Below are 14,402 nucleotides of genomic sequence, written 5' to 3' on the forward strand. Positions count from 1 at the left end.
GGCATTCAACATGGCACGCTTCTTTATTGACCGCCCTATCTTTGCGTGGGTGGTCGCCATCGTCATCATGCTGGCGGGGGCTTTGTCCATCACCAGCCTGCCGGTGTCGCAGTATCCGACCATCGCGCTGCCGTCGGTGGTGATCAACGCCACCTACCCGGGTGCGAGCGCCAAGACGGTGGAGGACACCGTCACGCAGGTGATCGAGCAGCAGATGAACGGCATCGACAACCTGCAATACATGGCGTCGACGTCGGACTCCGCCGGCAACGTGCAGATCACGCTGACGTTTACGTCGGCGGCGGACCCGAACATCGCGCAGGTGCAAGTGCAAAACAAGCTGCAACTGGCCACACCGCTGCTGCCGCAAGTGGTGCAGCAGTTGGGCATCAGCGTGGCCAAGGCCAACGCCAGCTTCCTGATGGTGCTGGGGGTAGTCTCCACCGATGGCTCGATGGACAAGAGCGCACTGGGCGACTACATCAACTCGACGATGAAGGACCCGATCAGCCGCCTGCCCGGCGTCGGTACCGTCACCGTGTTCGGTGCGCCGTATGCCATGCGCCTGTGGCTGGACCCGAACAAGCTCACGAGCTATCAGCTCACCACCAACGACGTCGCCAACGCCGTGCAGGCGCAAAACGCCGACGTGTCGGCTGGCCAGTTGGGCGGCGCACTCGCCGTATCTGGCCAGCAGTTGAACGCCACCATCACCGCACAGACGCGCCTGCAAACCGCCGAGCAGTTCCGCAACGTGCTGCTCAAGGTCAACCCGGATGGCTCGAAAGTGCTGCTGGGCGATGTGGCCCGCGTGGAGCTGGGCGGCCAGGATTACTCGATCCTCTCGCGCTACAACGGCAAGCCGGCGGCCGGCGTCGGCATTCAGTTGGCCACGGGCGCCAACGCGCTGGCCACCGCCCAGGTGGTGCGCGACGAGGTGAAGACGCTGTCGCAATACTTCCCGAAGGGCCTGGAAGTCGTCACGCCGTATGACACCACGCCGGTGGTCAAGCAGTCGATCGAGGACGTGATCAAGACACTGGCCGAAGCCATCGTGCTGGTCTTCTGCGTGATGTACCTGTTCCTGCAGAACTTCCGCGCCACACTCATCCCGACCATTGCCGTGCCGGTGGTGCTGCTGGGTACGTTTGGCGTGCTGGCGGCGGCGGGCTTCTCCATCAACACGTTCACCATGTTTGGCATGGTGCTGGCGATCGGCCTGCTGGTGGACGATGCCATCGTGGTGGTGGAAAACGTCGAGCGCGTGATGAGCGAAGAGGGCCTGCCGCCCAAGGAAGCTACGCGCAAATCGATGGGGCAGATCACGGGCGCGCTGGTCGGCATTGCCCTGGTGCTCTCGGCCGTGTTCATTCCGATGGCGTTCTTCTCGGGCTCGACCGGGGCGATCTATCGTCAGTTCTCGATCACCATCGTCTCGGCCATGGTGCTGTCGGTGCTGGTGGCGATGATCCTCACGCCTGCGCTGTGCGCGACGCTGCTCAAGCCGATCGACAAGGACCACGAGGAGAAGAAGTTCGCGCTGTTCCGCTGGTTCAACCGCACACTCGACAACGGCACACACCGCTACACCTCGGGCGTGCAACGCCTGCTCAAGAAGCCGGTGCGCATGATGCTGGTGTATGCCGCCATTGTGGGCGTGCTGGCAGTGCTGTTCATGCGCCTGCCCTCGGCCTTCCTGCCGGACGAAGACCAGGGCGTGATGTTTGCGCAGATCCAATTGCCGACCGGCGCCACGCAAGAACAGACCATCGAGGTGCTCAAGCAAGTCGAGCACTACCTGCTGACCGATGAGAAGGACAACGTCGCCTCGGTCTTCACCGTAGCGGGCTTCAGCTTTGCCGGGCGCGGCGCCAACATGGGCGTGGCCTTTGTGATGATGAAGGACTGGAGCCAGCGCAAACGCGCCGACCAGAAGGTCCAGGCGGTGGCCAACCGTGCCATGGGTGCTTTCTCGCACATCAAGGGCGCACTGGCCTACGCCTTCGTCCCGCCCGCAGTGATGGAGCTGGGCAACGCCAGCGGCTTTGACTTGCAGCTCAAAGACCAGGCCGGTCTTGGCCATGAAAAGTTGACCGAAGCGCGCAACGAGTTGCTCGCCATGGCCGCCAAGAGCCATGACGTGATGGCCGTGCGCCCGAACGGCATGGACGACACACCGCAGTACAAGATCGACGTGGACCAGGCGAAAGCCGCCGCACTCGGGCTGTCGCTCACCGACGTGAACTCGGTGCTCTCGGCCGCCTGGGGCTCGCAGTACATCAACGACTTTGTCGACAACGGCCGCGTGAAGAAGGTGTATCAGCAAGCCGATGCGGAATTCCGCATGCTGCCCGACGACGTGAACCGCTGGTACGTGCGCAACGCCACCGGCACGATGGTGCCGTTCGGCTCCTTCGCTTCCGGGCATTGGACGTATGGCTCGCCGCGCCTGGAGCGCTACAACGGCGTGTCGTCGATGGAAGTCCTCGGCATGCCCGCACCGGGCAAGAGCACGGGCGACGCAATGGCGGCCATGGAAGCCATGATCGCCAAGCTGCCGGCCGGTATCGGTTACGAGTGGACCGGCCTGTCGTTCCAGGAAAAGCTCTCCGGCTCGCAAGCGCCGGCGCTGTACGCGATCTCGCTGCTGGTGGTGTTCCTGTGTCTGGCGGCACTGTATGAAAGCTGGGCGATTCCTTTCTCGGTCATGCTGGTCGTGCCGCTGGGCGTGCTCGGCGCCATCTTGGCAGCCACTGGGCGCGGCCTGTCGAACGACGTGTACTTCCAGGTGGGGCTGTTGACCACCATTGGCCTGTCCGCCAAGAACGCGATTCTGATCGTGGAATTTGCCAAGGAAGAGCACGAAGCGGGCAAGAGCCTGATCGACGCCACGCTGTCTGCCGTGCGCATGCGCCTGCGGCCGATTCTGATGACGTCCATCGCCTTCATCCTGGGCGTACTGCCGCTGGTGTTTGCCAACGGCGCGGGCGCGGGCAGCCAGAACGCCATCGGCACCGGTGTGGCAGGCGGCATGTTGTCGGCCACGCTGCTGGCGATCTTCTTCGTGCCGGTGTTCTTTGTGGTGGTGAATCGCCTGTTCCGCATTCCAGATGTGCCGACGCAACCGAACCCGCCGGCCACTCCGAGCGGGGGCACCGCTGCCACCGCAACTCCCAACGCACCGGCGAAGGGCCACTGACATGACAACGACCCTCACCCGACTGACCCTGGCCGCCGCTGCGGCGGCCACGCTGGCCGGCTGCACGCTGGCCCCGACCTACCATCGCCCGGATGCACCTGTGGCCCAGGACTGGCCCGCCGATGCGCCGCACGCCGCGCAAGGTGCAGCCACATCGCAAGTCGCCGCCGCCGACATCGGCTGGCGCGACTTCTTTGCCGATGCGCGCCTGCAAGCGTTGATCACGCTGGCCCTGCAGAACAACCGCGACCTGCGCGTGGCCACCCTGCAGGTAGAGAAGGCACGCGCGCAGTACCAGATCCAGCGTGCCGATCTGTTCCCGAGCATTGCCGCTTCAGCGGCCGGCACCCGCGCCCGCACGCCGGGCGACCTCAACGGGCTGGGCCGGGCCACGGTTGGCAACGACTACTCCGCCGGCCTGGGCTTTACCGCCTACGAGCTGGACCTGTTCGGCCGTGTACGCAGCCTGAAGAACGAGGCGCTGGAGACCTACTTCTCGACCCTGGCGGCACAGCGCTCGGCGCAGATCACGCTGGTGTCGGGCGTGGCGAGCCAGTATCTGTCGTGGCTGGGCGCGCAGGCGCAGGTGCAGCTGGCACAAGGCACGCTGGCATCGTACGAGCGCAGCCTCGCGCTCACGCAGCGCAGCTTCGAGGTCGGTGCCTCGTCCGCACTGGACCTGGCCGCCGCCGAGACCGCGCGCAACACCGCGCAAACGGCACTGGCCGCCTCCAAGCTGCAAGCCGCACAGGCCGAGCATGCGTTGGTGGTGTTGATCGGCCAGCCGCTGCCAGCGGAGTTGCCCACCGGCGGTGGCCTTGATGCACAACGCCTGCTGACCGACCTGCCCGCCGGCTTGCCGAGCGACCTGCTGGAGCGTCGCCCCGACATCCTCCAGGCCGAGCACACGCTCAAGGCCGCCAATGCGGATATCGGCGCGGCGCGTGCGGCGTTCTTCCCGCGCATCACGCTCACCGGCAGCTACGGCACCGCCAGCGCTGCGTTCTCAGACCTGTTCAAGGGCGGCCAGGGCGCGTGGAGCTTCGGCCCGTCGATCAGCCTGCCGATCTTCTCGGGCGGCGCCAACCTGGCCAACCTGCGCGTGTCGGAAGCCAACAAGAAGATCGCTGTGGCGCAGTACGAAAAGGCCATTCAGACCGCGTTCCAAGAGGTATCGGACGCGCTGTCGGGCCGCGCCCTGCTCGACGAGCAACTGACTGCACAGCAGGCATTGGTGCAGTCCGAAGGCAAACGCTTCCTCCTGTCGGAGGCGCGCGCCCAACGTGGCGTGGACAGCGCACTGACGCTGCTCGACGCCGAGCGCTCGCTGTTCAACGCGCAGCAGAGCCTGATCACGTTGCGCGTGTCGCGGCTGAACAATCTGGTGACGCTGTACAAGGCCCTGGGCGGCGGGTGGACCGAGCAATCGGCCGCCGCGGCACCGTCGCCGGAGACCACTTCGGCAAGCTGACGCGCCTGTCCTCCGATTCCATTGCCCGCTCCGGCGGGCTTTTTTGCGCACATCTTCTTCAGTTTTCCTGACCCCCACCGCCAAATCCATGCACGTTACCCGCGTAGAGGAGGCGCAAAATGATGGCCACATTCTTCAGGAAATTTGACATGCTTCCCGTGCTCTATCTGTCTCATGGGTCGCCGATGCTGGCGGCCGATCCGGGCCCTGTCGGCCAATCCCTCGCTGCGCTTGGGCAAGAGATGACCGCGCTCAGCCCACGTGCCATCGTGGTCGTTTCTCCGCATTGGATGACGCGCCGCCCGGCCGTCACCGCGCGTGCACAGCAGGAGGCCTGGCACGACTTTGGCGGCTTTCCGCCGCAGCTCTACGCGCTGGAATATGCGCCGCCAGGCGCACCCGATCTGGCCGAGCGCATCCGCGCGCTGATCGACGGCAACATCGTCCCCGGATTGGAGGAGCAAGCCTCCACCGTGCTCGACCCGCGCCAGCCGCTGGACCATGGCGCCTGGGTGCCGCTGATGCTGATGTTCCCCGAGGCGAAGATCCCCGTGGTGCAGGTATCACTGATGCCTGGCCTGTCGCCCGCCTGCCAGATGGCGATGGGGCGCACGCTCGCGCCGCTGCGCGACGAGGGCGTGCTGATCATCGGCTCAGGCAGCTTCACACACAACCTGCGCGCGCTCATGCGCGGCCCCGGCACGGCGCAGCATGGTGTGCCGGTCGAGCCGTGGGTGGATGCGTTCCGCGAATGGATGATGGAGGCCATGACCGAAGGCATCCGCAGTGGTGATTTCACCACCTTCTGCGACTACCGCGCGCAAGCCCCGCAAGCCGCCCACGCCCACCCGACCGACGAGCACCTGATGCCGCTGTACGTGGCACTGGGCGCGGCAATGGGCCAACCGGCGCAGGCCACGGCCGGCGGCGTGCAGGCCCAGCACGTGGTCGACACCGTCACCTACGGCTCGCTGGCAATGGACAGCTTCCGCTTTGACGGCGCAGGCGCCAATCAGCCGCAGCTTCGCGCCGCGGCTTGATCGGTCTAAACGATGGTTGGCGTCAGGCGCGAATGAGCGCGGGTGCCAGCGCTGTCGGGTTAACGACGCTGTCGACGTTGCCCTGCAGCACATCGAGGATGTTCTGGAACGCGACGCGGAAGTACATCTCGTAGCTGTCGCGTTCCACATAGCCGATGTGCGGCGTGCAGATGCAGTTCTCCATGCGCAGCAGGGTGTGGCCCTGCAGGATGGGTTCCGTTTCAAACACGTCGATGGCGGCCATACCCGGGCGCCCGCGGTTGAGCGCGGTCACCAGGCCGTTTTCTTCCACCAGTTCAGCGCGGCTGGTGTTGACGAAGAGGGCGGTCGGCTTCATGCGCGTGAGGTCGGCCACCGTCACAATGCCGCGCGTCTCGTCGTTCAAGCGCAGGTGGACGGACAACACGTCGGACTGCTCGAACAGCGCCTCCTTCGATTCCGCCACGCCAAAGCCGTCGGCGCGCGCGCGCTCCTGCGAGCCCTCACGGCCCCACACCAGCACGTTCATGCCAAAGGCACGGCCATAACCCGCCACAAGCTGGCCGATCTTGCCGTAACCAAAAATACCGAGCGTCTGGCCCTTCAGCACACGGCCGATGCCGAAGTTGGGCGGCATCGTGGTCGACTTCAGCCCCGACTGCTGCCACGCGCCGTGCTTGAGGCTCGCCACGTACTGCGGAATGCGGCGCTGCGCGGCCATCACCAGCGCCCACGTCAGCTCGGCCGGCGCTACCGGCGAGCCCTTGCCCTCCAGCACGACCACGCCCTTGTCGGTACAGGCATCCAGATCGATATGGCTGCCGGTATCGCGCGACACACGGCCGGTCTGGCTGATGATCTTGAGTTTGGGCAGGCGATCGAGCAACTGACGCGTCACGCGCGTGCGCTCCCGGATCAGCACGATGGCTTCCACATCCGCCACGCGTGCGGCCAATTGCCCCACGCCTTTGACGGTGTTGTTGAACACTTTGACTTCGTGGTCCTGCATCAGGCTGAAGCAATCCAGCTTGCGGACAGCGTCTTGGTAGTCGTCCAGTACGGCAATCTTCATCGACATCTCACTTCGAACAATGGTGCGCAGCAAAAAACAGCGATCCCTCGCGGTGGTATTCTTCCCATCCCTCGTCGCACAACAATCCGTTGCGACGTTTGGAATTGCCCGCCGCGGGCACGCAATTTGCGCCGCCTCGCTGGTGACGAGTCCTTGTTCTAGGGTCTGTTGACCTCGGTCCCGCCACTTTAGCGCACGCGGCCCCCGCTGCCCGGAAAAACCCACGTTCCGTCAGCGCACCGCTTTGTAACTGAATGTGAAATCAGCACGGCTCCTGTCCCTCCGCCTGCGTTGCCCTTCCCTCTGGAAATCGCTGATCCGGCCCGTTCACGATGCGCCGTCGATCGCCTTCCATGCCGCCGCCGGGCGCGCTGCCCCTGGTTGCCGTGCTGATCTGCCACCGCTTTCTTTTTCACTTCCATTGGAGTTTTGGTCATGAATCAACCCGCGATGCAGGGCGTGCCCGCATTGAACGTGCCCGATTACGTGAAACACCCGCGCCTGGTCGCATGGGTGGGCGAAATCGCTGCACTCACCAAGCCGGAGCGCATTGTCTGGTGCGATGGCTCGCAAGAAGAGTACGACCGCCTGTGCGCAGAGATGGTCGCCGCCGGCACCATGAAGCAGCTCAACCCGGCCAAGCGCAAGAACTCGTACCTGGCGCTGTCGGACCCGTCGGACGTGGCGCGTGTGGAAGACCGCACTTTCATCTGCTCGCAAAAGAAGGAAGACGCCGGCCCCACCAACAACTGGACCGCCCCGGCCGAGATGCGCCAGACGCTGAATGGCCTGTTTGACGGCAGCATGCGCGGTCGCACGCTGTACGTGGTGCCGTTCTCAATGGGCCCGCTGGGCTCGCCGATCGCGCACATTGGCGTGGAGCTGTCGGACAGCCCCTACGTGGCCGTCAACATGCGCATCATGACCCGCATGGGTCGCGCGGTGTACGACGTGCTGGGCACTGACGGCGAGTTCGTGCCGTGCGTGCACACCGTCGGCAAGCCGCTCGCCGCCGGCGAAAAAGACGTGCCGTGGCCGTGCAACCCGACCAAGTACATCGTGCACTTCCCAGAAACGCGTGAAATCTGGTCGTTCGGCTCCGGCTACGGCGGCAACGCGCTGCTGGGCAAGAAGTGCTTCGCACTGCGTATCGCGTCCACCATGGGCCGCGACCAAGGCTGGCTGGCCGAGCACATGCTGATCCTGGGCGTGACCTCGCCCGAGGGTAAGACGTACCACGTGGCGGCGGCCTTCCCGTCAGCCTGCGGCAAGACCAACTTTGCGATGTTGATTCCGCCGGCCGGCTTCAACGGCTGGAAGGTGACCACCATCGGCGACGACATCGCCTGGATCAAGCCGCGCCAGGACGCCGACGGCCAGACCCGCCTGTACGCCATCAACCCGGAATCGGGCTTCTTTGGCGTGGCACCGGGCACGGGTGAGAAGACCAACCCCAATGCAATGGCGACGCTGAAGGAAAACGTCATCTTCACCAACGTGGCGCTGACGGACGACGGCGACGTGTGGTGGGAAGGCATGACCGACGCCGTGCCCGCGCACCTGACCGACTGGCAGGGCCAAAGCTGGACGCCGGAGATTGGCAAGGAAACCGGCCGCAAGGCCGCGCACCCGAATGCGCGTTTCACGGCACCGGCCTCGCAATGCCCATCGATCGATCCGGAATGGGACAACCCGGCCGGCGTACCCATTGATGCGTTCATCTTTGGCGGCCGCCGCTCGACCACCGTGCCGCTCGTCACCGAAGCGCGCGACTGGATCGAAGGCGTGTACATGGCCGCCACGATGGGCTCGGAAACCACCGCTGCGGCCGCTGGCCAGCAGGGCGTGGTGCGCCGCGACCCGTTCGCCATGTTGCCGTTCTGCGGCTACAACATGGCCGACTACTTCGCGCACTGGCTCAAGCTGGGCGACCAGCTCGCCAAGAGCGGCGCCACGCTGCCGAAGATCTTCTGCGTGAACTGGTTCCGCAAGGACGAGAACGGCAAGTTCGTGTGGCCGGGCTTTGGCGAGAACATGCGCGTGCTGAAGTGGATGATCGACCGCATGGAAGGCCAGGTGCAGGGCGATGAGCACGTCTTTGGCGTGTCGCCGCGCTACGAAGAGCTGAGCTGGGACGGCCTGGACTTCACGGCCGAGCAGTTTGCCAAGGTGATCTCGCTGGACGCCACCGCCTGGAAGCAGGAGCTGGCGCTGCACGACGAGCTGTTTACGCAGTTGGCGAACCACCTGCCGCAGGCACTGCCCGAAGCCAAGGCGCGCCTGGAGAGTCGCCTGCAAGGCTGACGCTCACCCGCGCCCCACAGGAAGCCCGCCTCGCGCGGGCTTTTTTTCGCCCACAGCCGGCACTTGCTCAAGCAACAAGCAGTAATCCTAAAGGTTTAAATTAGGCGATTTACCCCTTTCAATAAAACAGATCACTTGAATTAAATTTAATTGAATCCCGTTGTAAAAAATACCGTCAAGCACAGGTGATTGCACAATATGCCGGTGGAAACATAATCACCGCACATTTATGCGAACAGCAAATCATTGCAAGCATGACGCGCCCCGAAACCTTTGCTGGGCATAGCTTTATGAAGATCGCATGTCAATCATTGGCGTACGAAATGTACCGCCCCTAAAAAATTACCGACTTTTAAAATTGGCGCGTGACGAATTCCCACGACATTCTTATAATCCAGCAAAACGGGATTTCTCTTCCATGAGCCGGAGGGGGTATCCAGACAAGAGGAATCGGGAAAGGAAGGCTGGCCAATGCCATGTGCCGATGGGGGATATGCCCCATCTTCCCGGCGCCCGGGGGGGCGCCGGCTCGGTTTTCGCGTTGACGATGCCGCACCTTGTGCAAACGATTGCATAGTGCGGCGCGCCACGAGAAGGCCGGGGGGCTGATCGACCAATCCCAAACCACCCTGGATACACCAGGAGGCTCCGCCACCGATCGTCAACGGGATGGCAACACACGACGATCGTCCTGCAGGTCCGCAAGGTCCGGCAGATGGCGCCCGAGAGGCATGACCTGCAGGCAGACGCGCAATGCCGGCACGGAATCCATAACAACGCGCACCGCAGACAGCAGAGCGCAGCCGCAAGGCTGCTCGCCGGAGTGTGTCGGCTGGTTAGACGGGAGGTTTTACAAGTGGGTACTCAAATCGTGCTGGTCGAACAGGACCAGGCAGAGGGCGAACGTTTGTCATTTTCCCTGCGCGACGGCGGACATCATGTCCTGCGTGTCGACAGCCCAGTGCAAGCGCAAACCGCAATCCAGGCGTCCACGCCGGATTTGCTCGTGATGGAGTGGGCATGGCCCGAGCGTGAGTCGATCGACATGCTGCTGGCGCTGCGTGCCAACGCGCAAACGCGCGGTCTGCCTGTCATCGTGTTGTCGCGCCATGGCGACGCGCGCGCCAAGATCGCGGCACTCGACGCCGGCGCAGACGACTACGTCGTCAAGCCCTGCGACACGGGCGAGTTGCATGCGCGCATCCGCGCCGTGCTCCGCCGACGCGCACCGCAGCAAGGCGACGAGATCCTGCAGGTCAACGGCCTGCGCCTCGACCCGCTGACCCTGGGCGTGACTGCGCAAGTCGAAACCGGCCCGCGCGCCATCGCACTCAGCCCGCTGGAATTCCGCCTGCTGCACTTCCTGGTCGCGCATCCGCAGCGCGTGCACTCGCGCACGCAACTGCTTGACCGCGTGTGGGGCAACCACGTCTTCGTGGGGGAACGTACCGTCGACGTGCACGTGCGCAAGCTGCGCGTGGCGCTGGCTGGCACACCCTGCGACGGCCTGATCCAGACCGTGCGTGGTGGTGGTTACCGCCTGGTGGTGGGCGGTGGTGCGGCTCAGGCGGCCGAACCGATTGGTGATCGCCTGAACGTGGCCGCCTCGCGCAAGCCCGAGCCGATCGTCGAGACCCCGTTTGCACGCACGCCGCTGCGTCCCACAGCGATGCAGATGACGGCCTGACGCAAGCCACAAACGCATCAAACAAAACGGCGCCCAAGAGCGCCGTTTTCTTATCAACGTGGGGAGAACACGCATGAAATCGTGGTTGAGTAGCGCCTTGCTGACCGGGCTGGCCGTCTGTGCCTACGCGCAGGAAGTGACACCAGGGCAATGGGAAGACAAGACCAGCTACACCGTCAACGGCAAGCCGCTGGCGATTCCGGATGAGCACGGCCGCCAGGTCTCCGTGCATACCAGCACCGGCTGCCTGGCGAGCAAGGATGCCGGCGATGTCCGCGCAACAATGGAGCGCAACATGGCCCGCGACATGCCCGGCTGCCGCCTGACGCAATGGAACTATGTTGCGGGCACGCTCAAGGTGAAGGTCAACTGCGATGCCGGCGCGCAGGGTGGCACGGGCACACTGGAAGGCAGCGGCCCCCTGAGTGCCAACCGCTACGACATCTCGGGGACGGGGCGCTCGCAGCATCCGCAGCTCGGACCGATGACCATCGGCTTCCGTTACCAGGGGCGCTACGTGGGGGCGTGCAAATCGTAAGCCGACGCGCCAACACAACAACGGCCGGAATGCGTATGCAGATCCGGCCGTTTTTCTTTTGCGGCGCGCCCGATCAGCGCTGGCTCTCGCGCCAACGCCTGAGCCAGCCCAGCCCCTCGCTGGTGCCGGCGCGCGGCCGGTACTCGCAGCCGACCCAACCGTCGTAGCCCAGCGCATCCATCAACGCGAAGAGGTACGGGTAGTTCAACTCGCCCGCATCCGGCTCGTGGCGATCGGGCACGCCGGCAATCTGCACATGGCCGACATCGGCCACGTACTGCTTGAGCTTGACCGACAGATCGCCCTCCATGATCTGCGCGTGGTACAGGTCGAACTGCACCTTCAGGTTGGGGGCGCCCACCTCCTTGCACACCGCGTGCGCTTGCGCCTGATGCGTGAGGAAGAAGCCGGGCATGTCGCGTGTGTTGATCGGCTCGAGCACGATGGTGACGCCTGCGCTAGCCGCCTCGCGCGCGGCGTAGGCGACGTTGCTCACGTAGGTGGCCTGATGGCGTGCGCGGTCGGCGCCGGTGGGCAGCAGGCCGGCCATCACATGCAGGCGCGTGTTGCCGAGCACCTGCGCATACTCCAGCGCTGTCGTAATGCCACGCTTGAACTCGTCTTCGCGCCCGGGCAGTGAAGCAATGCCGCGCTCGCCGCTTGCCCAATCGCCCGGCGGGGCGTTGAACAGCGCTTGTGCGAGACCTGCATCGTCCAGGCGGGCACGGATGTCCGCGCGGTCAAAGTCGTAGGGAAAGAGAAACTCCACGCCCTCGAAGCCATCTTTTGCCGCGGCGGCAAAGCGGTCGAGAAACGCGTGCTCCTGATACATCATGGACAGGTTGGCGGCAAAGCGCGGCATGGCAAACCTCGGAAGACGATAGCGACAACAGTAACGATAGCGATGACTTAGCGGCCCTTGCCCAGCTCCACGGCAAACTTCACCAGCTCCGCCTGGCCCTCGATGCCGAGCTTGCGCTTGAGGTTCAGGCGGTGCGACTCCACCGTGCGCACGGAGAGCCCGAGTTCGTCAGCGATGCGCTTGTTGGCGTAGCCCTTGGCGATGCCATCGAGGATGTCGCGCTCGCGCGGTGTGAGCGCCTCCACGGGCGTGGGCATGATGGCCTGCTCGGCCATGCGCATCGCCAGTTGTGCGCTGTAGAAGGCGCGACCGGCGAGCACGGCGTCAATGGCCTCCACCAGCTCGCTGGCAGGCGCGTCCTTGAGCACGTAGCCGCGTGCACCGGCGCGAATCACCTGGCGCACGTACTCCAGGTTGTCGTGCATCGACAGCACGAGCACAGCAATCTCCGGAAACTGCTCGGCAAACTTTTCGGTGAGCGCGATACCGTTCATGCCACGCATGCCGATGTCCATCAGCGCCAGATCGGGCGACAGCGTGCGTGCGGCTTCGAGCGCGCCCTGCGCATCGCCGGCTTCGCCCACCACTTCGAAATGCGGCACGGCCTCCAACCGCACGCGCACACCATCGCGCACCAGCGGGTGATCGTCGACGAGAAGCAATTTGACGGGCGTGTTCATGCGGATGTGGATGCGGCGGCAGAAGCCAGTTGAGCGATAACAATGTGCGGCAGCACGGCGCAGACCTCCGTGCCGTGCACGTCGGAAACAATGGTACAGGTGCCGCCCAATGCAGCCATGCGCTCACGCATGTTGCGCAGGCCAATGCCGTGCTCGGGGTCGACCTGTACGGACTCGACATCGAAGCCCGGGCCGTTGTTGCGGATGGACAGGCGCACGGCATCGATGTCGTTCTCCAGCAGCACGCCGATGCGCGTGGCATGCGTGGCGTGGCGCTCGACGTTGGAGATGGCCTCTTGGGCGATGCGGAACAACGCCGTGTTGCAGGCATCCGGCAACTGCACGACCGGCCCGGCGAGCTCCAGCGCGATGGCGAAACCCGGTTGGCGGTCTTCATGCGCTTCGCGCGTTTCGCGCACGAGCAACTCCAGCGCAGCCGCCAGGCCCAGGTCGTCGAGCAGCGCAGGGCGCAGGTTGTGCGACACGCGCCGCACCTCGCCCAGCGCGCCGTTCAAGCGATCGAGCGCGCGGCGCAGCATGCTGGTGGCCTTGTCGGTGGCGGCCGCTTTTGCAGGCTGCGCTTCCAGATGACCGTGCGCCGTTTCCAGCAGCAGCTTGGTCGACACCAGCACCTGGCTGATGCCGTCATGCAGCTCACGCGAGACGCGCGCGCGCTCGTCTTCCTGAGAGCGCACCACCTGCTGCGCAAGCTGGCGCAACTTGGCGTCCGCCTCACGATGGTCGCTCACGTTGAGTGCCAGGCCGCTGCCGGCCACCAGCAGGATGCTGATGGCCGCGATGGCCACCACCCACGCAAGCGTCTGGTCGATATTGGTCTGCGCACGCTGATCGATCTGGCGCAGGGTCTGCTCGATGTCATCCAGATAGAGGCCGGTGCCGACCATCCAGCCCCACTTCGGGATCGGCTCGACATAGCCGAGCTTGGGCACGCTCTGGTGCGTGGAGGGCTTGTCCCACATGTAGCGCACGAAACCGCCGCCATTCTGTGCGGCCGCGACCAGCTTCTGGATCGTGGGCTGCCCACCGGCGTCGGTCAGGTCCCACAAGTCACGGCCGACCAGCTCGGGTTGGCGCGGGTGCATGAGGTTGCGGCCGCGCATGTCGTAGAGGAAGAAGTAGCCGTCGGTGCCGAAGTCGAGGCGAGCGAGGGTGCGCATGGCTTCGTCGCGCGTGGCCTCATTGTCGCGGCCGGACGCGACCAGCGGCGCGATGGCGCTCTGAGCAAGCTTCACATAGGCCCGCAGCTCGGTCTCCTTGGCCTGCAGGTAGGCGGACTCCACCAGTTGCCGTTCATGCTGCGCCAGCGCGATCGACTGGTGCCGCACGGTCAGCATGATCGCCAGCATGGCGATGGTCAGCGGCGCAACAGCGAGCAACAGGATCTTCTGGCGGAGCTTCATGGCAGGGCGCGACACCTTGCGTTGCAACATCGTAAGGTTCGGGCGCGAATTCGATTGGGAATCACGTGGCCTGCGTAGTACTACGGACAGATGCTGCGTAGTCCTCCGCTTGTGGCACAGGGTGGGGCTGGCAAATACTACACGGCCTC

At 64.7% G+C, this 14,402-nt stretch carries 10 protein-coding genes; 6 read left to right on the forward strand and 4 right to left on the reverse strand.

Annotation, left to right across the window (positions count from 1 at the left end; all coding sequences use genetic code 11):
- Positions 1-10 precede the first annotated feature (10 nt).
- The 3 genes from C404_RS52735 to C404_RS52745 all read left to right on the forward strand — a co-directional run bounded on the left by C404_RS52735 (position 11) and on the right by C404_RS52745 (position 5,710).
- Complete coding sequence (locus C404_RS52735; protein WP_021196906.1) at positions 11-3,199, forward strand: efflux RND transporter permease subunit; 3,189 nt, start codon at positions 11-13, stop codon at positions 3,197-3,199.
- A 1-nt stretch (position 3,200) separates the two neighbouring features.
- Positions 3,201-4,670, forward strand: a complete 1,470-nt coding sequence (locus C404_RS52740) for an efflux transporter outer membrane subunit (protein ID WP_021196907.1) — start codon at positions 3,201-3,203, stop codon at positions 4,668-4,670.
- 149 nt (positions 4,671-4,819) lie between these two features.
- The gene (locus C404_RS52745) at positions 4,820-5,710 is read left to right on the forward strand and encodes a DODA-type extradiol aromatic ring-opening family dioxygenase (protein WP_031329996.1); all 891 of its coding nucleotides are present in this window, start codon (positions 4,820-4,822) and stop codon (positions 5,708-5,710) included.
- A 22-nt stretch (positions 5,711-5,732) separates the two neighbouring features.
- On the opposite strand, the gene C404_RS52750 is transcribed toward C404_RS52745, so the two are convergent.
- A complete protein-coding gene (locus C404_RS52750) occupies positions 5,733-6,761 on the reverse strand; it encodes a D-2-hydroxyacid dehydrogenase family protein (RefSeq protein ID WP_021196909.1) in 1,029 nt (342 codons plus the stop codon).
- A 435-nt stretch (positions 6,762-7,196) separates the two neighbouring features.
- Here C404_RS52750 and C404_RS52755 point away from each other — a divergent pair, with 435 nt between their 5' ends.
- From C404_RS52755 to C404_RS52765, 3 genes are all read left to right on the forward strand, one after another.
- Positions 7,197-9,065 (forward strand): phosphoenolpyruvate carboxykinase (GTP), encoded by a 1,869-nt coding sequence (locus C404_RS52755; RefSeq protein WP_021196910.1) that lies wholly within the window; start codon positions 7,197-7,199, stop codon positions 9,063-9,065.
- 856 nt (positions 9,066-9,921) lie between these two features.
- Entirely contained in the window at positions 9,922-10,752 is an 831-nt protein-coding gene (locus C404_RS52760; RefSeq protein ID WP_021196911.1) for a winged helix-turn-helix domain-containing protein, read from the forward strand.
- A gap of 73 nt (positions 10,753-10,825) precedes the next feature.
- The gene (locus C404_RS52765; RefSeq protein WP_031329998.1) at positions 10,826-11,290 is read left to right on the forward strand and encodes a DUF3617 domain-containing protein; all 465 of its coding nucleotides are present in this window, start codon (positions 10,826-10,828) and stop codon (positions 11,288-11,290) included.
- A gap of 73 nt (positions 11,291-11,363) precedes the next feature.
- On the opposite strand, the gene otnI is transcribed toward C404_RS52765, so the two are convergent.
- Genes otnI through C404_RS52780 form a run of 3 tightly spaced genes read right to left on the reverse strand, consistent with a single transcriptional unit; the run spans position 11,364 to position 14,253 of the window.
- Complete coding sequence (gene otnI / locus C404_RS52770) at positions 11,364-12,152, reverse strand: 2-oxo-tetronate isomerase (RefSeq protein ID WP_021196913.1); 789 nt, start codon at positions 12,150-12,152, stop codon at positions 11,364-11,366.
- Between the two features lie 47 nt (positions 12,153-12,199).
- Positions 12,200-12,832 (reverse strand): response regulator, encoded by a 633-nt coding sequence (locus C404_RS52775; RefSeq protein WP_021196914.1) that lies wholly within the window; start codon positions 12,830-12,832, stop codon positions 12,200-12,202.
- Positions 12,829-14,253: a cache domain-containing protein gene (locus tag C404_RS52780; protein WP_031330001.1), complete on the reverse strand. Its 1,425-nt coding sequence runs from the start codon at positions 14,251-14,253 to the stop codon at positions 12,829-12,831. Before C404_RS52780 ends, C404_RS52775 begins: the two co-directional genes overlap by 4 nt.
- Between the last annotated feature and the right edge of the window lie 149 nt (positions 14,254-14,402).

It is taken from the genome of Ralstonia sp. AU12-08 (genome assembly GCF_000442475.1).
In the GTDB taxonomy this organism is placed as follows: Bacteria; Pseudomonadota; Gammaproteobacteria; order Burkholderiales; family Burkholderiaceae; genus Ralstonia; species Ralstonia insidiosa.

Bases quoted from the DNA above. Each gene is read 5' to 3' on its own strand.
- C404_RS52735 (WP_021196906.1), top strand. From the start codon at position 11: ATGGCACGCTTCTTTATTGACCGCCCTATCTTTGCGTGGGTGGTCGCC.
- C404_RS52740 (WP_021196907.1), top strand. From the start codon at position 3,201: ATGACAACGACCCTCACCCGACTGACCCTGGCCGCCGCTGCGGCGGCC.
- C404_RS52745 (WP_031329996.1), top strand. From the start codon at position 4,820: ATGCTTCCCGTGCTCTATCTGTCTCATGGGTCGCCGATGCTGGCGGCC.
- C404_RS52750 (WP_021196909.1), bottom strand. From the start codon at position 6,761: ATGAAGATTGCCGTACTGGACGACTACCAAGACGCTGTCCGCAAGCTG.
- C404_RS52755 (WP_021196910.1), top strand. From the start codon at position 7,197: ATGAATCAACCCGCGATGCAGGGCGTGCCCGCATTGAACGTGCCCGAT.
- C404_RS52765 (WP_031329998.1), top strand. From the start codon at position 10,826: ATGAAATCGTGGTTGAGTAGCGCCTTGCTGACCGGGCTGGCCGTCTGT.
- otnI (WP_021196913.1), bottom strand. From the start codon at position 12,152: ATGCCGCGCTTTGCCGCCAACCTGTCCATGATGTATCAGGAGCACGCG.
- C404_RS52775 (WP_021196914.1), bottom strand. From the start codon at position 12,832: ATGAACACGCCCGTCAAATTGCTTCTCGTCGACGATCACCCGCTGGTG.
- C404_RS52780 (WP_031330001.1), bottom strand. From the start codon at position 14,253: ATGAAGCTCCGCCAGAAGATCCTGTTGCTCGCTGTTGCGCCGCTGACC.